This window comes from Bacillus sp. RIT 809, assembly GCF_016892495.1.
Classification (GTDB): domain Bacteria; phylum Bacillota; class Bacilli; order Bacillales; family Bacillaceae_G; genus Bacillus_A; species Bacillus_A cereus_U.
In genome coordinates, this window is record NZ_JAFEMR010000011.1 from 107754 (window position 1) to 128593 (window position 20840).

Here is a 20840-nt window from a genome sequence, read left to right on the forward strand (position 1 = left end):
TTACTACTGCCCTAATACTTCCTTTGCTGTCCAATTCACCCTTTCATTCAGTCTGTCAATACGAATAATCAATTTCCCTTTTTGTTCCCGATCTACTGAAAGGAAAAGAACCGCATCTTCTAGACCAAGAATGACCTCATTTTTTTCTGTTACCAATGGCGAGTAACTATCTAAAATCAATTGCATTTTATCTGTTATTGTCGGCATCTCCATTCTCGCTTCCTCCTTTATTTCTGGATTCAAAAAGGCACTCAATTATTTGAGTGCCTTTTTAACTCGTTACTTGTTCCTTTTCTTCTAAATCACGTAAAATTCGATTAATCTTATTTTCAACTGCTTGATATACACCTTTGTCGATATGATCATTGTGAGCTAACATTTGAAATTCACTGTAAAACCCGTCCATTTCCTGATTTTCAACCTCATCTATTCCCTTACCTAACTGTGCTATAAAGAACTTATCAACTAGTTTCAAAACCGCTAAATCAGATTCAAAAAACTCAATAACCGTTTTCGTCTTCCAATTTTCAATGGAAAGTGGATTAAATGGACTGTCTTCTTGTTGGAATGACTCTTCCGGAATGTCTTCATCAATCCTCATCATTTTAGGTTCTTCTGTTGGCTGCGGTAGCTCTACTGATGAAGAGGTTTCCTGCTCTGGCTCTGGTGGTTCTTTCTTGGTTTGTTCTTCCTTTCTTTCTCCTAGGAAATCTACAATGAGTTTTTTAGGGTCTACATCATCATGTAGGGAGTCAATATCTATATCTAAAATAGATTTATCTGTATCGAACTCTACCCCTAGGTATTCCCATCTGTATTTTAAGGCTGTTTCGTCCGTATTATAAATTGGTCGTGGCCTGATACGTGTTCGATTATTATCTTGACGTTTTATTACACGAATAACAGTAGCTTCTCCTTCTTTAAGACTCATAAGTTCATTTGGTGTTAAAAGTGGTCGTTGATCTAGACTTTCGGTTTTGTTTTTATCTGTAGAGAGACCTTTTCCACTTCGGGAAAGTGTGTTAATTGTCTTGTTCCCAAGCTTCTTCGATACTCTTTCGGCTGTCTGTTGGTCGTTTGTTAATATATAAATTGTATTCCCACAGTTACCATCAATGGTATCTGCATCATCTCCATATTTGTTTTTTAGTTGTGAATATGCTTGAATGATGAGATTAAAACGGATATTTCTTCCCAAACAAACCGTTGCTAACGTTGCCATTCCTTCTATACTCGGCATGTTTCCAAACTCATCCAAAATAAATACTACTTCACGATGACACTCATTACCACGAGCAAGGGATGCACCCTTGGCTAATATGAAGTAGAGCTGTCTTACGAAAATAGAAGCAATGACATGATTTGAAGAATCATAGTCAGGTGTAATCATAAAAATTGCAACTGGTTTATCGAAATAATCCATTGTTGTTACCTGGATATCTTCATTTTCTTCTACTACTTTAAATTCTGTATGACCCGTCTTTTCATCTATTTTTTTAATAGAAATAGCTGTTTTCTTTTTCTTATCTCCCTTTTCATTCAATTGAATTGTATCCCCAACTCTTACTGATTGCTTAAAATCTATTGTAAAACGTCCTGTTATATCTGATTTTATGGCCTCTATCGAACCATCCGGGAATACGATTTCTACTCGCTTTCTTGGCTTTGTTTTTCCTTTTATCGTCATTCCAAAGCCAACACGTTTTAAATCCACACTATTTTTCGCTGTCATTTTAGCAATTTCATCGAACGTAAAAATAGAGAGTCCGTTCATTGTTTGGGTGAAGATGCCGCCTCGTGTCGTTCCTTTCGAGAAGTTTGAGGTTGCATATTGCATTTTCGCAACATTATCTGCTGGCAACCCTTCAAAGTATAAATCTAATGCATTTTGTGGATCTGCTTTTGGATCTACGATTACCTCTTTTGATCCAAGTTCTGATAACATATTTGCTACTGCATACATTGTGATCTTTTCTTCTGTTCCTTCTGCAATACATTTGTCTGTAACTGCTAATATCATGGCATTACACAAACTCATAGCGCACTGTTGCCAAAAAGGATCTTTTACATTTGGGTTGTAATACAAGGTGTGAGAAAGTGTTTTACATAATGATTGTGCTGTTGAATAGTCTCCATCTTTATAGACATCTTTGACCAGTTGTAATAAGTTATAACTCATAGAATCCAATGGATTTAATAAATTTAACACTTCAATGTGATACCCTCGTTTTTCCAAAGTTTCTTTGGATGCGCTAAAAATTTCCCCTTTCGGATCATTAATTATTAATGAAGGCTTATGTTCCGCTCTAGAATAGACATCAATTGTAGGAAATACAAAGGTTTCCCCTTTACCAGAGCGAGTTGTACCAATAATTAAATTGTTCACTGGGCTATCATCAATGAATACTTTGTCGTCTAATCTAGAGATAACAACACCACCGCCACCTTCAAATGATTCCTCTCGATCTGGTACGGATCGATATTGCTTTTTCAGCTCTTCAACTGTTGTAAAACGGCTAGATCCCTTCTCATGATTATTTAAGTTTTTGAAGGAAGATCTGAGTTTGTATACTGTCCTTGCTATCGTTCCAATTACTACAAGGAAAACAAGCATGTAATAAATCGGATGCTCTGCAATCGGCATTCGAAAAAGAAATCCTATATCCATATGAAATGGTTTGGGATGTAATAAGTCACTAAATGTTGTTCTTATCAGTTCTAAAGCTAAATTGAGTAAAAAATTAGCGATTAAAAACATTCCTACAAACAAAAAAGTACTCAATGGAATGAGTACTTTTTTTTCAGCTAACTTATATTTAATTGATATTTTATCTTTATACATGGGTAAATAAATCCCCCTTTAAACCGTTATATCTGATTTTGATTCTTGTTTATTTAATTCTGTTGGTTTTTCTGGTTCTGTTGGTTTCTCTGGTTCTGTTGGTTTCTCTGGTTCTGTTGGTTTCTCTGGTTCTGTCGGTTTCTCCGGTTCTGTCGGTTTCTCTGGTTCTGTTGGCTTTTCTGGTTCTGTTGGCTTTTCTGGTTCTGTTGGTTTCTCTGGTTCTGTCGGTTTCTCTGGTTCTGTTGGTTTCTCTGGTTCTGTCGGTTTCTCCGGTTCTGTCGGTTTCTCTGGTTCTGTTGGCTTTTCTGGTTCTGTTGGCTTTTCTGGTTCTGTTGGCTTTTCTGGTTCTGTTGGTTTCTCTGGTTCTGTCGGTTTCTCCGGTTCTGTTGGCTTCTCTGGTTCTGTTGGCTTTTCTGGTTCTGTTGGTTTCTCTGGTTCTGTCGGTTTCTCTGGTTCTGTTGGCTTTTCTGGTTCTGTTGGTTTCTCCGGTTCTGTCGGTTTCTCCGATTCTGTTGGCTTCTCTGGTTCTGTTGGCTTCTCTGGTTCTGTTGGCTTTTCTGGTTCTGTTGGTTTCTCTGGTTCTGTCGGTTTCTCTGGTTCTGTTGGCTTTTCTGGTTCTGTCGGTTTCTCCGGTTCTGTTGGCTTCTCTGGTTCTGCTGGTTTACCTGGTTCTGTTGGTTTCTCTGGAACTATTGGTGGCTCAATAGGTGGTTTTGGTTTTTCTGTCCCTGTATTTTCCGTATTACCGTTCTCACCTTCCGGTGTAACTGGTGGATTCACAATTTCCTCTGGATTCTTCTCTGATGGAAGAATATCTCCTATACTCGCTACTGAAGAATCAATATTTTGATCGCCAAACGCAAAATGATCTCCGTTCACGATTACTTGTGGCTTATTATCTGTAATAGCTGCAATCACACTATCTTTCGTCGTATCTTGAAGCGTTTTATCCGTTATTTCTTTATCAAAGAGTGCTAGAACACGAGAAGTAGTTTCATCGTCATTTTGAAGATTACTTACAATAGATTTATCTTTGAAATTAATTTTTGATTTATCAAGCTCATCTAGTACATAAGCAACCTCATTATCTTTACTTTGAATTGCATTCTCTGTAATTGCTTCAAAATCTTGTTTGTCCAAATTTGCTTTCTTCTCCTCTGGCTTACTTTTATCTGTTTTTTTTGTAATAGCTGACTTACTTTTTGAAGACTCCTTACTTCCAAACCCACTACACCCCGTAGTACTCAATATTAATGACCCACCAAGAAAAACAATTCCCATTTTTTTATACAGATTCTCATAATTTAATGGCATGCTATCTTTTCCCCCTTAGATGTCCTTTAGATCTTTATCAATTTTTTCAATCTTAGTTTTCTTTTCCTCTTCACTTATCGTAGATTGTTGAATATCTCGTTTTTCTAATTCCTTGACCTCTTTCATCAAGTTTTTATTCCCTTGCGTTTTGGCAAAAGAATAACAATCTTCATATTTTTTTAGATTTACAAAAGCTTCAACAATGAGCTTTTCACGTCTACCATCCATACTGACCTTCCCTTTAAGTTCGATTACCTCTTCATACTTTTTATTAAGTGCTGCCTTTTCAAAATCGATCACATCATTCTTGACATCAATCTCATTGATTTTATTCATGTTGTCTATCCCGATAAAATAAGCAACCACACTTTCTGCAAATTTCGGTTCATATTGTAATGCCTTATTTGCCTTTCCATTCAATAAATAAGTAAATAAAACTGCCTTTTGACTATCTTTATCTAATTCTGTGTAATTGACCTTATCAAAGTATTTAACGGCTTCTCCATACTGTTGAATGGCTGCCTGTTGTAGCCCTTTTACTACATATTGTTCAGAACCAGCATTTACACTCGAAACCGGCTTGGAAGAGAATAGATTAAAGGCAAATATGGCACCAGCTCCAATTAACACCACACTTCCTATGACACTCGCAATAATCTTGAATCCTTTTCTATTTTCCTTTCCAAGCTTTACTTGTGTTTTCACTTCATGTGGCGGACTATAAGTTGGTTCCTCATTTCTTTCTGGTAATTCTTCTTGATATTCATATTCTTCATGAAAAGGAGAATCATTGATTTCCCTTTCTAACGTTTCTAACAGCTCCTTCTTTTGTTCCTCTTGTTCTGGATCTAATTGCATCACATTCATTTTTTTAGAAATATGGTCAAAAATATGATCCGCATATCTCGAACCCAGTGATAAAGTACCGTTATAGATTTCATTAGAATGACCATCTAACAAATCAAAATCAATATGTTCTTGTCGCCCTGCTTCTCTATAAACACGTTCTAATCGTTTGGTTAAGATATAAGCTTCATAAAACGAATATTGCCCACCCGACTCAATTTCTGTTCCATTACTACTTTGAAAAATGACAAACATAGCTTCCCCCTTCTTCTATTTAATTTGAATTGTATATAAACTTTCCAAACCGTTTAAAATAGCGCTTTTGTTTATCGAAAAACAATTAACTATAATTTGAAAAATCGGAAATATTTACTCAATGTTTTTTCTAAATACTCATGATATTATTTATGTGCTGATGTTCACCATCCCAAGAACTCAGTAATTTCATCCATAAGCTCTACTCTCACCCTTTTGAGAGTGGAGCTTTTATTTATAAGGATTATCCTCAATTCTATTTTTATAAAATTCGAATTTCATAAAAAAAGGGCAACAAAAAAAGCCATACCCTTTGCATAGCTTCCTCATTGCCTTATTTATATTTGTTCACTATTTCATCCAAAGAAACGGGAATAAAATTTGACCAAATTTGACATTACTATTTACGCTCTCTGCTAAGTATTGGCATCCCATTACGATAACGAGTCCGGCTGCCCCACCAATAAACCACCAAATACATTTATGTCTTCCTCGTTCACCACCCCAAATTAATAGATAAGCGCCCCAGCAAAATACAATAGCTGTACTCACCATTGCTCCTCTTTGCATCCAAGTAATAAATGAATTACCTGTATTAATTAGACCATCCATTGCATCACCTAACACTAACATTTGAGCTATTGTTTTAAACATATACATTCACTCCCTTTTCATTTTTGGCTTCTTATACGTTGCTACGCTGACTTGACTCATTCGACTTGCTGTCTTCCTTTACTTCGGTTGGTGCTGCCTTATATGCTTGTAAAGCTTTCATTACTAAATCTTGATTTTCTTCAATACATTTCTGATAATGTAAATGAAGCCAATGGTTATAATCCTGACCATTGGCTTTTAATAGGTTTGCTACCATTTCTTTTTCTTTTTTTAATTCCTTCTGTGTAATCGCCACTGTATCACCACCTTTCAATGATTATGTGATTACTTCTGGTATTGCTCTTTGCAATTTTGAATAAAGAATCCTACTTCTTTTTCAAATTCAGACGGTTTAATCTCTTCAAACTTTATTGCTTTCTTCAACTGTCCTTTTTCATAGTAAGCAAGGGTATCACGTTTTTGTGACAAGCCGAAGTCGTGCTGATTACTTGTTCTTGGTACATCCTCTCTACCTCCAAATAATTCTTTCACCAGGATATTGTTTTGTTTTGCTAATTTCCCAACTTTAAAGAGTATATCTTCTCTTGTTTTTTTATCATTATTCAACATAACAAAACCTGTTCCATCCTCACTCATGAACTTCTTCATTTCTAAAGGACTAAGTTCCATGACTTCCCCTTTTCCAGAGCTAAAGACAAATGTTGAACCAATACCAATTGCAATTAATAGTCCAACAACAGCGGAAATGATCCACCCTTTACGACTCATATTTGTTCCTCCCTATGCCATATTTTTATAAGCGATTTTGAAGTGTGATGAGACACATTTTAACTTCAACATCCGTTTTTACTTTATAACATTTATAGGAAAATGGGATGGAAAATGGAAATATCATTTATGGCTGGAATGAAGAACCCTGTATTAGCATGCATATAGAGACTAATCCCGACCTAGCTTCTATATGCCCAATACCGCACTACATATTTTGGCGTGAACGTAGAACCTTATGTATCTACTGTTTGTAATGTTCGTCGCTTCTTCAGAATGTCAACATGGGATATTCCTCACGATTACTGACACAAACAGATCTTTGATACAATGCATTTCCCAATGGTCACAGATGAATTTTACGATCTTACTCATCAAACGATAATCGTATACCTACCCCCTCTAGTGACCTTTTGAAGGGAGGCACGCATATATATTTTCCGCATATCATCCTTCTACATCACTACTTTAAGGAAGAAAGACATACGCAATATATATCTAAATTGTCAAAGAGCAAATTACTTTGTGCTATGTTCTCAGCACACTTCAAAATCGCTTTTTTATTTACACTTTTGTTTTACAGCTACTAATTCCGCTTTTTTATTTTTCCGTTTGGCAATTAAGTTTTGATGTTCATCTCTAACCGAGCGCACTTGATAATAAATTTGAGCCACCTTTTCGATGCTTCCTGTGCTATTTTCAATTGCGATGGCACCTTTCAGTTCGTATGTTTTTCCATCAAAAGTTTTAACACTATGAGCCTGTGATGCGGCAATATCATAGAATGTGAGCCTTTGTTCTTTTCCCATATGAACGCCTCCTATTTTTGATAAAGAAGGGAGAAAGACGCTTCTCCATTGTATAGTTTTCTAGCCATCTAGACAGGATAAAATAGTGAACGAGTGCTTGATATCATGCTAGGATTGTTGTGTTGTACGAAGTGATAATGCGTTGTGCTGCCTCTTTTCCATATATCTGCTGTAATACGGATTGAGATTCAACTACGATTGAATGATGAATGTGGTAAGTTGCGCTAGCTTTTAAAAACTGCTCCATATGAGGGATCGGGTACAAATCATATTGATGAAATACCAGGTGAATTGGTCTTATATTCTTGCATTCTGTTAGATTCAGAAGAAAACTTGATAATGCTTCCCCTCTTTCTTCATAAGTGCTTTGTTCTGTTTCTACACGAATATACACAACCGCTTTTTGCTTTATATCCATTTGAAGTGTTTCATAACCAGCCAGTAAATCATGTTTGAGTATGTGATACCCTTGTTCTTGCTTTTCCATATGAGTATCCTCATAGAAAATGCCTTTTGGATCAAAAATAAAAATGAAATTATCAGTCGCCTCGTTCAGTCTTTCTATAACCGATCTATAAGCTCCAAAACAAGCTTTTATGACACCAGGAATCATATCCACTCCTACCAGCTCTTTAATCATCCTTGTGTACTTCTTTGCTACACCTAACACGTACGATGCTCCTTCCAATTTTTTCATTTACTGACGATTAGCAAAACATCAGTTCTTTAGAAAGCCAGAAACTTTTGCGCCGCCCAATTTCTTCCCCAAGTTCCCCTAAATTTTTCGCTTTACCGACATAGACTCCAGTCACTACCTTTTATCTTCTTTTCGGCTTCATTCTGCTTTTTTACGATTTCTTATTGCAAATACGAATCCTATTATGACAAGGACGATACATGCAAATCCAATCCATTTCAAATGCGGATTCTCAGCTTTCCCTCCCGTTGTAGGAAGATTACCTTCTAATTTTTCTGAGTTGCGGTTTTGTAATAATCTGTAGTGGTGTTGATGGTGCGGCCTGCTTCTGGTCCTTCACCATGTGCTTAATAATTTCACCATCTTCTTTGATTTCAAAAGAGAATATTTCTTCGTTAATCAAGTATCCTTCTAGTGCGAACGTTTCAACATGAATAACAGCTTCCTCAAATGATATGCAGTTTCCTATAAAAAAACAGAATTTTCAGATTAAAAAAACTAAAAAAATAATAATAAAATTGTACCTTTTCTTCATTACTGATTTAAAATATAAATGTATAATTGTATATTACTAAGCATTGCTTCATTCCCACCTTGCCCGATAGTATGTTGCGAAAAAGAGGCTCTCGATAGGTACTTCCAAGAAATCCGCAATACTTTTTGCACGACTAGAAATCAGACCTTTTCTTCCTGATTCTACATCATACAAAGTACTGACTGGAATTTTGGAACCGTTTGAAACATCATTAATTGTATAGCCCTGTGATTCACGAATTTCTCTTAGAACTGTCAAATATCTCACCCCTTATTTACAGTTTATTCGTCTTTTAGCCTAAAGTCAACACTTAAAGTTCATATTTTTTACACTTTAAGTGATAAAAAGTGAATATTCTTCTTAAAACCTACTTGTTTAAAATTGGAGTGATAACTTATATGAAAATTGAAGAAAACGTACTAGGAAAAAACATAAAGAAATTAAGGGCTTTAAAAGGAGTAAATCGCAAAGAAATGGCGGAAGATCTTAAAACTACGTATAGGACTGTTTCTAGTTGGGAAACAGGAGAAAAAAAACCACGCCTAAACAAATTAGAGGAAATCGCAAATTATTTTGACGTTAATACAGCTTCTTTATTAAAGAGCGAAATCCCTGATAAAGAATTATTAAATACGATAAAGGGAGAAGATCCTGTTGAACGTCTAGCACGACTGCTTTATGAAAAGTACATGAGCGTTCCAGATAAACACAAACCTAGAATTGAAGAAGAATTACTAAAATATGCAAGCAAATTAAAGATGCAAATTGATAAAGAAGAATAAGAGGGTCCCTACGATTGAGACTCTCTTATTCTTCTTTACAGCTATATTCTGAACATAATTCAATAATTTCACCAAATGTTTGTAAATCCATCTCTTTTATAATCTCTGTAAGCTCATATATACTTAATTTCATGTCTATCCCTCCATTTTTAGATTGTGAATTTAGACACATAAATTTCGCAATTCCTTATTTAGAAATTTATAAAACATTTTATAAAAGCACAAAAGACACCGTTTAAACGATGTCTTTTTTAAATAAACAAGATTAAGAATCAGCCGCCACCACCGGGATCAACCATTCTATTCATCATGTCTTTATTAACTGTATATTTCAAATTAGATTCATGTAATTCAAATAAATTCGTAGATCCTTCACCAGGATCTACATTCATATAAGAAACAAATTGATTATCAACATGTTTATATTTAAAATGCCATTGATGTGCTACAAATTTATCTGATAAACCATTTACTATTGTTATCAAAATTAAGGTAACTACTATCAATCCAAATAACTTTTTCACTCTATTCGCCCCTTCCTGTAAAAACTACATTAAAATTTCTACATATTCTTCATATACCCCTTCTGCAAATTTCCCATACAAGAAATCATTATTTGACTTAAACATATTAATAGATTTCTTTATTAATGCTAAATCATCCTTAGCCATCCCCATATAGCATGTCTGCAATGGTGATAAGTACCCTTTTTGAGTTTCAATTTTTTCTAATATACTTATAGCTTTACTTTTTTTCCCTTCCTTAATTAAAAAAAGTGCAAATTCAGCCGGATGAAGTTTATTAAATACTATTTTATCTATATCTTTCCACCAGACAATTCTAATAAAATTAATATCGTTTAACGCTATTGCAAATTTTAAACTCTCTTTCGCCCCACTCAATATATTTAGAGCTTCCAAAAAGAATTTTAAAGACTTATTGTAATCAGAGAACATGTAACTTTCTCCACGCCTAATATTCAAAAATGCTTCCATGACCGGGAAAAATTTTAGATCTCTATATGTCCTTAAATATGTATTATTTTCTTCAAAATCTTTACCCATATCTTTTCTTAAAAGCGAATAACTCCATAGTTCTTTTACCCAAAAATAATATAAATTCTTTAAATAACTATTAGTCACTAATTTCATATTATTTTCAATCCTAATCTTATATCCTTCCATCAATCCAAAATCACCTAAATCACATAAAATTAGCATGCTAAGTATGTCACAATAGATTTCTATATCGTAATTTTTTTTATTAGTCATGGTTCTAGCTTTCTCAATATCTAAATATACATCTTTAACATTTTTTCCATCCAAACGTGCAATATATAAACTGAAAACCTTTTCCAATCGCCTCATTTCAATGTCTTCACTTTTCTTACATAGCTGCGAAAGAAACTTCATTAATTTCAAGTAATCATTTAAATGTGCAATTGCAAATGCAACTTTTACATTTATATTCATTCTATCTTTTAAAGTACTTAAATAATTAATAATCATTTGTTCTTGCTTATCTTTTTCCCCTTCAAAAACAATATATATAATTTTAGAAAAAGTATATACTGATAACGCATTATTCTTGTTAAAGTAATTTGAAATGGTTGATTTAGCAACACCAACCTCTTTTGCAAGGTCTGTGTATGTCATATTTTTAAATGATATGTAATCATCAATTTCTTTTGCTAGATTCTTCATATATATTCACCTCTGTTTCAGCTATATTCAGTTCAGTTCATAAAATATTCAGAAATATATACATTTAAGGCGATTATACCATAACAAAAAACTCCTTATTTTTCTCATTAATAGACGGAATATTAAGACTATTTAGGGCAAATGAATAATAATTTAAACTATATTTTTCTCTTTAACATTAAATATGAACTTTAAGTGTTGATATTCTCCAAACGGAATTGTAGAATATAAATAACTTATCTATGTACGCAGGTTTTATAAACCAAAACAAAAAAAAAACCCACCGTCCAGTTTTTAATTGGTTTCTAGTTTGGCGACCGGATCCAATTAAAAACTCCAAAAGATAGGGTTTTAATTCACACTACAAATGTATGTGTTTTTTTTTAATATCATGCTTGATATTAAAATTATATCATAAGGTACATACTATGTGAATATAAAACCTCTGTTTTCTTATTTATTTGTGGTGGGAAAAATAGGAGGTTCTTTTGTGTTACTTCAAAACTTTTTGCTCAGTCGAGCAAAGTCCGAATTAAGTCCCCGAATCAAACACTTATCCAAAACACCTGGGGCTATTAATCAAGCAATCAAGAAAGTTACTACTTATATTGATAATATTGTCCTAGAATATGAAGGTGTTACTACAAAGGATTATCTTACCAAACGAAAATATGAAGCATTAGAAACTGTTTTATCATATTTAGTACAAGAAGGGTATTCCCAAGTAAAGCAAGATCATATCAGTAAAAAATCAGGTATTTCAAAACCAATTATTAACTACGTGTTTAATTGGTTACAAGACTTGGGAGTGTGCCAACAAATCAAAGTACGAAGACATGGTAAAATTGCCCCTTCAATTTACATTTTAACTCTACATAGTAATTATTTAAAAATCATTGAATATTTCAAGATGAAATGGGCTTTAGCAATTGATGTCTGTTCTACTTTCACTAAATTTTTAAAGAAAAAACTCTTTAAAAAAGTTATTGAATCTAAACATGAAGAAAAGAATACTTTATCTAATGGCATAGATATTTTAAATTTTGAAGAACTAGAAAGATCAAATACTAATTCACAAAATGCTATTGATAGATCACAAGATTTAAATGATTATTTAAGTGAAGATCAGAAAAAGGCATATCGCTATATAACAAGTCAACCTGTAACATATTTAACAGAACAGGACGCTTATACTATAGCCTTAAGAATACCGCAAAGAATTGATCGTTATCAAAGATGGGATTTTGAAAAATGCGTTGAATGGTTTGAATATAATCAAGCTGAAATAAGTAATCCTGCTCATTTTATGAAAATGTTCGCTGAAAAATCCAAACAAAGAACAGAGCGTAACGATTATGAAGCGAAAAAAGCCATAACTAACATGGAACATGCACAAAAATATGAAAGCAAACTTCCAATTATAGACTGGCTTAATAACAAGAAAATGGATTCCATTTTGCAAAAAATGGGCGCTCTAAAGCCCTAATAAAAAAACATCTAAAACTTAGCCTTGCTCAAAAATAATATAATTAGCAAGGCTATTTGTCATGTATTCTTATAATCCCCGAGCAACGTACTATTTTCCCAAAAAAGGAATTCAAAACACCTCTCAGATCTTATAATTATTTCTCTTTTTCTAAACTATTCAGCTATGAAATTTCCATTCATACGAAACTGAAAATTCTATCATTTACTCATAAATTAACCTTGTAATTTACTAAGGTAAAATCTTGAATCACTTGATACAGCTAGTCTAGCATCTCTAAAATAGATTCTAATGTTTATAATGATTTTATTTTTTAAACAAGATTTAATAAATACAGTATTCTATCCTAAAGGAGAAACATTATAAGTATGTTCTTTATCATTTTCCGACAGAAGACTGTTTCTTAATTTTTGTGATTATTTGGGGAAATATATAAAATTCACAAAAAAGTAGGGAAGCTTGTATGTTTTTACAATCTTCCCTACTTTTTTACGTATTATTTAAGTTATTTTTTAAATAGTTTAGCGAACCATGATTTTTCTTGTTGAGAAGACGCAACTAACTTCTTGGTTTCTTGTATTTCTCGAACCACTTCTAATAACTGCTGATCTCGATTGTTTATTTTTCTATCAATAGTCTTTTGCTGTTCATCAATCTTGTTCGTTAGTGTTTGATTAGTTTGTTCTAAATTGTCTATGCGTTTTAAAAGTTCCATATTCATAGCTTTTTGTTCTTGAAAATATATAGAAACCTCTTTCATACTCTCATACATCGTCTGAATAATTGGTTTCGTTATTTCGTTGTCTTCATCACTCTCTTCTACTACAATATAATCTACATTTTGTTTTAACATCTGTTCTATTATTTCTGGTGGTTCTTGTGCATCTTTCATATTAGCAATTAATTTAAAAAGCTCTAATGCTTCCTGTTCATATCTCAGCGTTCGCCCCTTCGTCCCAGCGACGGTTGGTAAGTATGGTTTGAATTGATCCCGCCAGGCCTGAAGGGTTGTCCGTGGCTTCCCAAGCATCCTTGCTATATCTGCAAGGGAATATGTTTTCTTATAAGGTTCTTCCCTATCCATTCCATCGTCCTCCCCTCATCGTCATTTGTTGTTATCGATGTCCGACATGTTGTAATTACATTGTTATTGATTATCATCCATGTCGGTCATGTTGTCATTACATTGTTGTTGACCATCATTCATGTCGGTCATGTTGTCATTACATTGTTGTTGACCATCATTCATGTCGGTCATGTTGTCATTGTATTGTTATTGACCATCATCCATGTTGGTCATGTTGTCATTACATTGTTGTTGACCATCATTCATGTCGGTCATGTTGCTGTTTTACTGTTATTCATCATCATTTATGTTCGACATGTCGGCGTCTAACTGTTATGTGTTTAATTCGTTTGAAAGAAGGTATTTCCTTGTTTATTTTGAATTTTTTAAGTATATAGGTTAATTAAATAATAAGTACGATTCAAGTCGTACTTATTATTTAAAATGTTCTTATTTTTGATTAAATGCGCTAAAGCATAATCAAAAGTAGCACTTAAGTCGTACTTAATTTATAAAGGGGGAATTATAAATGAAAATTGGAAGAAAAGTAGCGGATTTCGGAAATAGTTTTAATAATTTCATGGTTGATGGTTATTATATTGAACTTGCAACGAATGTAGTTAAGATTTCAAAGAAACAAGCTGAGGATTTACTTGTTGATCGTATTTCTAAACCAGAAGATTTACTGGATAGATTACTAATTTCCACTGAAATCGAAGGTGAAGAGTCTTACTATTTAGTTGGGCAATTGGCTGAAGATAATCAGTTAGCAAACTCACATGTAAATAAGATGCACGATAAAATAAATAGTCCTATCCCATACGTATGCTTTTTAGGAGCAATTGCATATTATCATGCCCTTAATGCTGATCAAGAAGATAATGAAATTGAAATTGAACACATGAGTATGATGCTTCCAATTTGGCTTTTAAAACGCGAAGAGAAATTTAGCATTGCCCATAAAAAAATGGAAGAAAGATTTAACGGTGAACATAAAGTTAAAGTGTTAACACCAGGAATGGAGAAAGAACTAACTATTACAGTCCAATCAGCAAAATGTAGAAATGAATCAGAAGTTGCTAGACATTCTTTAAAATATAAAATGGTTTCAAAAGATCAGAATACAAATGTAATTAGTATTGAAAAGCGCTATGAATCTGAGCGATTCGATGACTATGAAGTAGTTTTAACTGACATTGGTGGCGGTTCTACAGATGCTGTGCGATTAGGTAAAGGGCTTACTACACCTAAGCACAGAGATTCTTTCCAAGTTATCGATATTGAGCCATTCTTGGGATACCTAGAACGCTTTAGAAAAGAAAAATTGATTCAATACTTTAAGGATCTAAGAACATTAGAGAAATTTATAGTTAATAAATATAAAGTACAAAAGTATGTACTATCGAATGAAAATACTGGTGAAGAATATGATTTTACAAATGAAATTGTAGAGGCACTGAAAGAATATGCAAGAATTTTAGTTGCTAAAATTCTTGATGTATTCATCCCATCTAGTACGAATACAGTATTGAAATTCATTTATATCGGAGGCGAAGCACCCGTTTTAGAACCATACATCCGTCTCGCTTTATTGAATCATATGTCTGAAATGGCTGCTAAAAACAATCACTTCTTCTTGAACGATATTATTCAAAATAGCGACAAAGAAGTATTTGCTCCAACTTCACGTACAATTAATCTAACTGCATTAGAATTAAAAGTAATTGATGAAATGAAGGGACAGCTAGCTTAAAATAAAAGGACGTGCTGATAATGGCTAAAAATAGAAAAATGGCATTACATGCTGATAATATGCCTGAAGATGTATATAGGATCCTTAATGAAAAAGCTAATAGTAGACAATTAACAGCATTTATTGTTGAACTGGTAGAAAATGAAAAACGTTATGAGCAACTACTGCAGAAATTAGATACTGTAGAACAGAGATTAAATCTTTTAGATACAGTCGAAAATAAATTGGATCTTCTACTTACTAATGGACTTGTTCCTGCACAGAGACAGGAAGATTTTAAAACAGAGGAGCCTGTTCTCCAAGAAGGTAAAATTATTGACGCTAAGGAAGTACTTGGTGGTATTTCTGAAGAAGATAACGAAGAGATTGATTTCTAACTTATAAAAAGACCTTTAGGTGCAATCCTGAAGGTCTTTTTGTTTACTTAAATATAGAAATGAAAAAGGCTGAATCTGCCGTTTTCTGAGCTTTTTTTGCTGCTTTATGAGCTTGGGCTAAATCTTGTTCTAATACCTTAATTTTTCTATTTGATTGAGCCTCTAATGCAGTGATTTTATTTAACTGTTCTTGGTGTTGCATTTCAGCTACATAAAGATTAATTGCCTCTGGTATTGTACTTGCTCTCCTCTGCTTAATCACCTTATTTAAAAACTCTAAAATTTCCAAGTCCTGAAATTCTGCTGGAATATGTGAATTTAACAACACATGATTTAGTTCATTATATTTATCTTGAAGGACCTTCTTTTTATGCGATATTTCATTTAATTTTAATTGATGTGCTGTAGTTCTTCGAATAAACAGTCCAAAAATATAATTTAAGAGTTTTACAAGTATACCTACTACAAATAAAATTAGTGCTAATATAATAAGTGCTATTACAAATAATATAATATACCCAATAGCATAAAAAACACTTCCTAATAAAGAAGTTGTAGATAAAGTTTGAAAAAAATCTGACCCAAGAACTAAAACAATAAAAATTAAACCAATAATCCCCAAAACTCCCAAAGTCCAATATGAAGGAATAACATTACATGGTTTTTCAGAAGCAACTAAATCAGAATATTCCTTTTCAAGTTCCTTCCGTTCATACACTGCAGTATAAGTTTGTAATATATCAAACATATCCCGATTCCCCATTTCATTCAAAATTCAAATGTTACAATTTGGATTTCTATATTTTTAAACTTTGAGCTTGTATACTTTTATAAATAAACTCCAAGATTTCAATTTTGAGATTGGATGTGAATGAGTATTGAATGGTATCGTAGGTAGTCTAATTTGATATGAAGATATTCTTAAGAACAAGGGGAGTTCCTGCGTTTAATACATGTTTTTGGCGATAAGCAATTATATCACTTTAACTTAAATCTTGTATGATCATTATTTTATATATTTATTGTTATACAAGTCTATCTTAGAATACATATTATACCAAATTATAGAAAGTGCTACAATTAAATAGTTAGAATCTTTAGTTATAATTTATCTGAAGTGAATTAATATAAAATTTTCTGGGGGAATTAACTTGCCACGAATTAATCTGTGTGTGCCTTACGCTCAGAAGGAAACAGTAAAAGACCTTGGTGGAAAATGGGACATGAAAAATAAGACATGGTACATCTTTGCAAAAACCTACAAAGAAATAGAGCCTTTTTCAAAATGGATTTATACTGCACAATCATCTGAATTTTGGATTATAGAATTACATAGAGCATGCTGGAGATGTGGGAAACAAACTCCTATTTTTGCTTATTGTTTTCCTAACGGATACATTTCATTAGAATTTGAAAATGAAGATGATGAAGACTGTTCATCTTTTTGGGAATCTATTCAATTTTTCACACTATTAACCTATGTAGATTGTATCAGTCGTAATGCATTACAAAATATGAAAGAAATCACAAATAACTATTACCTAGATTCTACAAAGATGGGCGGAGAATATTATTTAAATCATTGCAAACATTGTAATGCAAAATTAGGGGATTTTCCATCTTTTGAGGATAACCCACTGCATACACTAGAAAATAATAAGGATATAAAAATTCATAAATTTTCTGCAGCCATTGAGGTTAGTGCTTGTTATTCCTGGTATGTGTAAAACAAAAGGATACAACGGTGCAATTTTTATAAATAGTTAATCTTTTTTCAAAACGGTACATCTTTTTTTCAAATCCACAGCTGATTCTATTGTATGTACTAAATATCACCGCTAGAAATCTCTTTACAATACAGAAATTTCCCTATTTCCATAAATAGATATTTCCCTATATCCCTTCTTTTGTTTTCAGAAATAGAGGTATAGGGGGGAAATTACTGGCGTGATATAAATTGCTGATTCTATTGCATGTACCACTTATCACTGCTATAACTTTCTTTACAATATAGAAATTTCCCTATTTCTATAATTGGATATTTCCCTATACTTCTACTTTTTTTATAAAAATGGGGGTTTATGGGGAGCCTTTGAAAATTACTGATTCCATTGTATGTACCACTTATCACTGCTATAACTTTCTTTACAATATAGAAATTTCCCTATTTCTATAATTGGATATTTCCCTATACTTCTACTTTTTTTATAAAAATGGGGTTTATGGGGAGCCTTTGAAAATTACTGATTCCATTGTATGTACCACTTATCACTACTATAATCTTTCTTGTAATATAGAAATATCCCTATTTCTATAATTGGATATTTCCCTACGTCTCTACTTTTATTATAGAAATGATGATATAGGAGGGAGCTCTTGAAAATTACTGATCCTATTGTATGTACCACTTATTACTACTATAATCTTTCTTGTAATATAGAAATATCCCTATTTCTATAATTGGATATTTCCCTACGTCTCTACTTTTATTATAGAAATGATGATATAGGGGGGAGCCTTTGAAAATTACTGATTCCATTGTATGTACCACTTATCACTACTATAATCTTCTTTACAATATATATATCCCTATTTCTATAAGTAGATATTTCCCTATGCCTCTACTTTTATTATTAAAAATGGGGGTTTATGGGGAGCCTTTGAAAATTACTGATTCCATTGTATGTACCACTTATCACTGCTATAGTCTTCTTTACAATATAGATATATCCCTATTTCTATAAGTAGGTATTTCTCTATATCTCTACTTTTATTATAGAAATGATGATATAGGGGGGAGCTCTTGAAAATTACTGATCCTATTGTATGTACCACTTATCACTACTATAATCTTTCTTGTAATATAGAAATATCCCTATTTCTATAATTGGATATTTCCCTATGTCTCTACTTTTATTATAGAAATAATGATATAGGAGGGAGCTCTTGAAAATTACTGATCCTATTGTATGTACCACTTATCATAACTATAATCCTCCTTTCAATATAGAAATATCCCTATTTCTATACCTCTGCCATCAAGTTACACTTATGCAACATCAATTATAGGAATGGGTGTTTCTTTTTTAAAAAGCCCCCAAAACAAAAAATTTATACAGCTCACCTGGTAATATCAATTCTCTCGTTTTGAGATATTTGCTTTTCTTAGCTTGATGAGCATGGGATATAAGGACTTTTTCAAAAAATAAATGGAGTGGTATACATGACAGATTCTCTTGCATGTACCACATATCACTGCTATAATCTTCTTTATAACATAGAAATATCCCTATTTCTATAATTAGATATTTCCCTATATTTCTAATCTTTTCACTAAAATATAGAAATATAGGGAAATCATCTAGAAAATAAATGGAGTGGTATAAATGGCTATTACAATTACTGTTGGGAATTACAAAGGGGGCGTTGGTAAAACCACTAATGCTGTATTAAACTCTTATGAATTCGCAAAAAAGGGGAAACGAACTTTACTCGTTGACCTTGATCCACAGAGTAATGCAACAAAATCTCTTATGTTAACAAAATCTATCATTAATCCTGACGAAAAGGTAACTTTAACTAAAACATTGATGAAAGGAATTCAAGAGGGGAATTTAGATGGATTAGAAGTTGAAATAATGGAAAATTTACATTTAATTCCTTCTTATGTTGATTTTCAAGATTTCGCAAAATTTCTATATAAATCGTGTTCTTCGGAAGAAGAGGAAGATTTCTACTTTAAGGAATTACTTGAGAAAATAAAACATAAATACGATTACATATTTATCGATGTTCCACCTATGTCAATTGAAGTTACAAAAAATGCAGTTGTAGCTTCTGATTATGTTCTTATAACTCTACAAACACAAGAACGTTCTCTTACAGGTGCAGAAAACTACATTAACCAACTAGTAAAATTAAAAGAGCAATATAATCTTGATATTGAAGTTGTAGGTATTCTTCCAGTGCTATTAAAAAATAATGGTAAAGTGGATGAATACATTATGGAAAATGCTCGTGAAATTTTTGGTGAAGAAAACCTATTTAAAAATATCGTTCCACAGATGGAACGTATTAAAAGGTTTGATGTTAACGGTATTACCGAAAATGATAGACATGATTTAAATGTAATAGAACTATACGAAAAAATTAGTGATGAATTATTATCTCGTATCAATGTTTTTGAAAGTATGAAGGTTGGTGTATAACATGGCAAGAACTCCTGGATTATTAGGCAGAAAAAAGAGCAATTTTGACCCAACAGATCCTTATATCCCAAACGAGGATTCAGTTGTAACAAAAAGTGGCGAAGATACTCCTAATTTTTCACCTAAAAATGAACAAGAACAAGTAAATCAGCAGGAGAAAAAGAAGGAGCAAACACCAGAGAAAAAGACATTTAAAAACCAACAAGGTAGTATTAAAATTTCTAGTCAATCTAAGGAAGACCTTGGAGCACTAATGAAACTTACTAATAAGAAATATGCTCATGAAATAATAGATTTACTTATACATCATTATGTAGAAAATCAATTAACTCCCGAACAGAAAAGGAAATTTAAATTATTAACAGAGATTTAGAAATATAGAAATATCCCTACGTATAAATAGGGATATTTCTATATTTTTTCGTTTTTAAAAAATATCCTCACCAGAACTTCCTCCACAACCTTTTCTTCTCTCTCTCCACTGCAACATACTCATGATATTCCTTATGTAAATTGATAATAAAGTTATTTAATTTCGATATAAAAATATAAGAGCCTTACTATATTTTTTTGTAGTAAGGCTCTTATATGTTGTTTAATTCATGTTGAACTAAAGTAACCGTTACTCTATTTAGTTAGATGAGTTATTTACTAGAAAAATTATCAATTGCTTGAATAGCTAATTCCAATGCTTTTATCTCTTCAAGATCAGGAATATCCTTTTAGTTTCATTTTCATTGTAGTCTATCTCTTTTGACATCAATGGTTTAAGCATTATCCGTTA

At 32.6% G+C, this 20840-nt stretch carries 21 protein-coding genes and 1 pseudogene; 7 read left to right on the forward strand and 15 right to left on the reverse strand.

What is annotated here, in order from left to right; genetic code table 11:
- Positions 1-3: 3 nt before the first annotated feature.
- The 11 genes and pseudogenes from JTF23_RS13920 to JTF23_RS13970 form a co-directional block, all read right to left on the reverse strand.
- A complete protein-coding gene (locus JTF23_RS13920) occupies positions 4-213 on the reverse strand; it encodes a hypothetical protein (protein WP_204209011.1) in 210 nt (69 codons plus the stop codon).
- A gap of 58 nt (positions 214-271) precedes the next feature.
- Entirely contained in the window at positions 272-2842 is a 2571-nt protein-coding gene (locus JTF23_RS13925) for a VirD4-like conjugal transfer protein, CD1115 family (protein ID WP_204209012.1), read from the reverse strand.
- Positions 2843-2860: 18 nt separating this feature from the next.
- A complete protein-coding gene (locus tag JTF23_RS13930; RefSeq protein WP_204209013.1) occupies positions 2861-4156 on the reverse strand; it encodes a hypothetical protein in 1296 nt (431 codons plus the stop codon).
- Between the two features lie 15 nt (positions 4157-4171).
- Entirely contained in the window at positions 4172-5257 is a 1086-nt protein-coding gene (locus tag JTF23_RS13935) for a hypothetical protein (protein ID WP_204209014.1), read from the reverse strand.
- A 351-nt stretch (positions 5258-5608) separates the two neighbouring features.
- Positions 5609-5911 (reverse strand): hypothetical protein, encoded by a 303-nt coding sequence (locus JTF23_RS13940; RefSeq protein ID WP_374100898.1) that lies wholly within the window; start codon positions 5909-5911, stop codon positions 5609-5611.
- 31 nt (positions 5912-5942) lie between these two features.
- Positions 5943-6167, reverse strand: a complete 225-nt coding sequence (locus JTF23_RS13945; protein WP_204209016.1) for a hypothetical protein — start codon at positions 6165-6167, stop codon at positions 5943-5945.
- Positions 6168-6196: 29 nt separating this feature from the next.
- On the reverse strand, positions 6197-6640 hold the full coding sequence (locus tag JTF23_RS13950; protein WP_199640328.1) for a hypothetical protein: 444 nt from the start codon (positions 6638-6640) through the stop codon (positions 6197-6199).
- 560 nt (positions 6641-7200) lie between these two features.
- Positions 7201-7449 carry a hypothetical protein gene (locus tag JTF23_RS13955; RefSeq protein WP_016128127.1) on the reverse strand — a complete coding sequence of 83 codons (249 nt, stop codon included), beginning with the start codon at positions 7447-7449 and terminating at the stop codon, positions 7201-7203.
- A 103-nt stretch (positions 7450-7552) separates the two neighbouring features.
- Positions 7553-8119 (reverse strand): TraM recognition domain-containing protein, encoded by a 567-nt coding sequence (locus JTF23_RS13960; RefSeq protein WP_204209017.1) that lies wholly within the window; start codon positions 8117-8119, stop codon positions 7553-7555.
- A 165-nt stretch (positions 8120-8284) separates the two neighbouring features.
- Positions 8285-8573 (reverse strand): annotated as a pseudogene (locus tag JTF23_RS13965) (LPXTG cell wall anchor domain-containing protein); the annotation flags it as partial.
- 156 nt (positions 8574-8729) lie between these two features.
- Entirely contained in the window at positions 8730-8939 is a 210-nt protein-coding gene (locus JTF23_RS13970) for a helix-turn-helix domain-containing protein (RefSeq protein ID WP_204209018.1), read from the reverse strand.
- Positions 8940-9079: 140 nt separating this feature from the next.
- Between JTF23_RS13970 and JTF23_RS13975 the strand changes: the two genes are divergently transcribed.
- Entirely contained in the window at positions 9080-9463 is a 384-nt protein-coding gene (locus JTF23_RS13975; protein WP_098270655.1) for a helix-turn-helix domain-containing protein, read from the forward strand.
- Between the two features lie 272 nt (positions 9464-9735).
- Here JTF23_RS13975 and JTF23_RS13980 read toward each other — a convergent pair whose 3' ends face one another.
- A complete protein-coding gene (locus JTF23_RS13980) occupies positions 9736-9987 on the reverse strand; it encodes a hypothetical protein (RefSeq protein WP_204209019.1) in 252 nt (83 codons plus the stop codon).
- A gap of 24 nt (positions 9988-10011) precedes the next feature.
- Positions 10012-11166, reverse strand: coding sequence for an AimR family lysis-lysogeny pheromone receptor (locus JTF23_RS13985; protein WP_204209020.1), 1155 nt, complete (start codon positions 11164-11166; stop codon positions 10012-10014).
- A 490-nt stretch (positions 11167-11656) separates the two neighbouring features.
- Between JTF23_RS13985 and JTF23_RS13990 the strand changes: the two genes are divergently transcribed.
- Positions 11657-12652, forward strand: a complete 996-nt coding sequence (locus JTF23_RS13990; protein ID WP_204209021.1) for a Replicase RepFR55 — start codon at positions 11657-11659, stop codon at positions 12650-12652.
- Between the two features lie 505 nt (positions 12653-13157).
- Here JTF23_RS13990 and JTF23_RS13995 read toward each other — a convergent pair.
- The gene (locus JTF23_RS13995; protein WP_002107196.1) at positions 13158-13736 is read right to left on the reverse strand and encodes a DUF3967 domain-containing protein; all 579 of its coding nucleotides are present in this window, start codon (positions 13734-13736) and stop codon (positions 13158-13160) included.
- A 511-nt stretch (positions 13737-14247) separates the two neighbouring features.
- Between JTF23_RS13995 and JTF23_RS14000 the strand changes: the two genes are divergently transcribed.
- Both JTF23_RS14000 and JTF23_RS14005 read left to right on the forward strand, forming a co-directional pair.
- A complete protein-coding gene (locus tag JTF23_RS14000; RefSeq protein WP_088233080.1) occupies positions 14248-15471 on the forward strand; it encodes a ParM/StbA family protein in 1224 nt (407 codons plus the stop codon).
- A gap of 20 nt (positions 15472-15491) precedes the next feature.
- Entirely contained in the window at positions 15492-15848 is a 357-nt protein-coding gene (locus JTF23_RS14005; protein ID WP_204209022.1) for a hypothetical protein, read from the forward strand.
- 43 nt (positions 15849-15891) lie between these two features.
- Here the strand turns inward: JTF23_RS14005 and JTF23_RS14010 are convergent, their stop codons facing one another.
- Complete coding sequence (locus JTF23_RS14010) at positions 15892-16596, reverse strand: hypothetical protein (protein ID WP_199715764.1); 705 nt, start codon at positions 16594-16596, stop codon at positions 15892-15894.
- Between the two features lie 403 nt (positions 16597-16999).
- Here JTF23_RS14010 and JTF23_RS14015 point away from each other — a divergent pair, with 403 nt between their 5' ends.
- From JTF23_RS14015 to JTF23_RS14025, 3 genes are all read left to right on the forward strand, one after another.
- Positions 17000-17575, forward strand: coding sequence for a DUF5710 domain-containing protein (locus tag JTF23_RS14015; RefSeq protein WP_199715766.1), 576 nt, complete (start codon positions 17000-17002; stop codon positions 17573-17575).
- 1659 nt (positions 17576-19234) lie between these two features.
- Positions 19235-20056 carry a ParA family protein gene (locus JTF23_RS14020; RefSeq protein WP_016103729.1) on the forward strand — a complete coding sequence of 274 codons (822 nt, stop codon included), beginning with the start codon at positions 19235-19237 and terminating at the stop codon, positions 20054-20056.
- Between the two features lies 1 nt (position 20057).
- Positions 20058-20429, forward strand: a complete 372-nt coding sequence (locus JTF23_RS14025; RefSeq protein WP_199715577.1) for a hypothetical protein — start codon at positions 20058-20060, stop codon at positions 20427-20429.
- Positions 20430-20840 lie beyond the last annotated feature (411 nt).

Excerpts from the sequence above, each read along its gene's own strand:
- JTF23_RS13955 (WP_016128127.1), bottom strand. The coding sequence starts at position 7,449 with ATGGGAAAAGAACAAAGGCTCACATTCTATGATATTGCCGCATCACAG.
- JTF23_RS13935 (WP_204209014.1), bottom strand. The coding sequence starts at position 5,257 with ATGTTTGTCATTTTTCAAAGTAGTAATGGAACAGAAATTGAGTCGGGT.
- JTF23_RS13925 (WP_204209012.1), bottom strand. The coding sequence starts at position 2,842 with ATGTATAAAGATAAAATATCAATTAAATATAAGTTAGCTGAAAAAAAA.
- JTF23_RS13920 (WP_204209011.1), bottom strand. The coding sequence starts at position 213 with ATGGAGATGCCGACAATAACAGATAAAATGCAATTGATTTTAGATAGT.
- JTF23_RS14020 (WP_016103729.1), top strand. The coding sequence starts at position 19,235 with ATGGCTATTACAATTACTGTTGGGAATTACAAAGGGGGCGTTGGTAAA.
- JTF23_RS14025 (WP_199715577.1), top strand. The coding sequence starts at position 20,058 with ATGGCAAGAACTCCTGGATTATTAGGCAGAAAAAAGAGCAATTTTGAC.
- JTF23_RS14000 (WP_088233080.1), top strand. The coding sequence starts at position 14,248 with ATGAAAATTGGAAGAAAAGTAGCGGATTTCGGAAATAGTTTTAATAAT.
- JTF23_RS13940 (WP_374100898.1), bottom strand. The coding sequence starts at position 5,911 with ATGTTTAAAACAATAGCTCAAATGTTAGTGTTAGGTGATGCAATGGAT.
- JTF23_RS13985 (WP_204209020.1), bottom strand. The coding sequence starts at position 11,166 with ATGAAGAATCTAGCAAAAGAAATTGATGATTACATATCATTTAAAAAT.
- JTF23_RS14010 (WP_199715764.1), bottom strand. The coding sequence starts at position 16,596 with ATGTTTGATATATTACAAACTTATACTGCAGTGTATGAACGGAAGGAA.
- JTF23_RS13930 (WP_204209013.1), bottom strand. The coding sequence starts at position 4,156 with ATGCCATTAAATTATGAGAATCTGTATAAAAAAATGGGAATTGTTTTT.
- JTF23_RS13975 (WP_098270655.1), top strand. The coding sequence starts at position 9,080 with ATGAAAATTGAAGAAAACGTACTAGGAAAAAACATAAAGAAATTAAGG.
- JTF23_RS14005 (WP_204209022.1), top strand. The coding sequence starts at position 15,492 with ATGGCTAAAAATAGAAAAATGGCATTACATGCTGATAATATGCCTGAA.
- JTF23_RS13995 (WP_002107196.1), bottom strand. The coding sequence starts at position 13,736 with ATGGATAGGGAAGAACCTTATAAGAAAACATATTCCCTTGCAGATATA.
- JTF23_RS13950 (WP_199640328.1), bottom strand. The coding sequence starts at position 6,640 with ATGAGTCGTAAAGGGTGGATCATTTCCGCTGTTGTTGGACTATTAATT.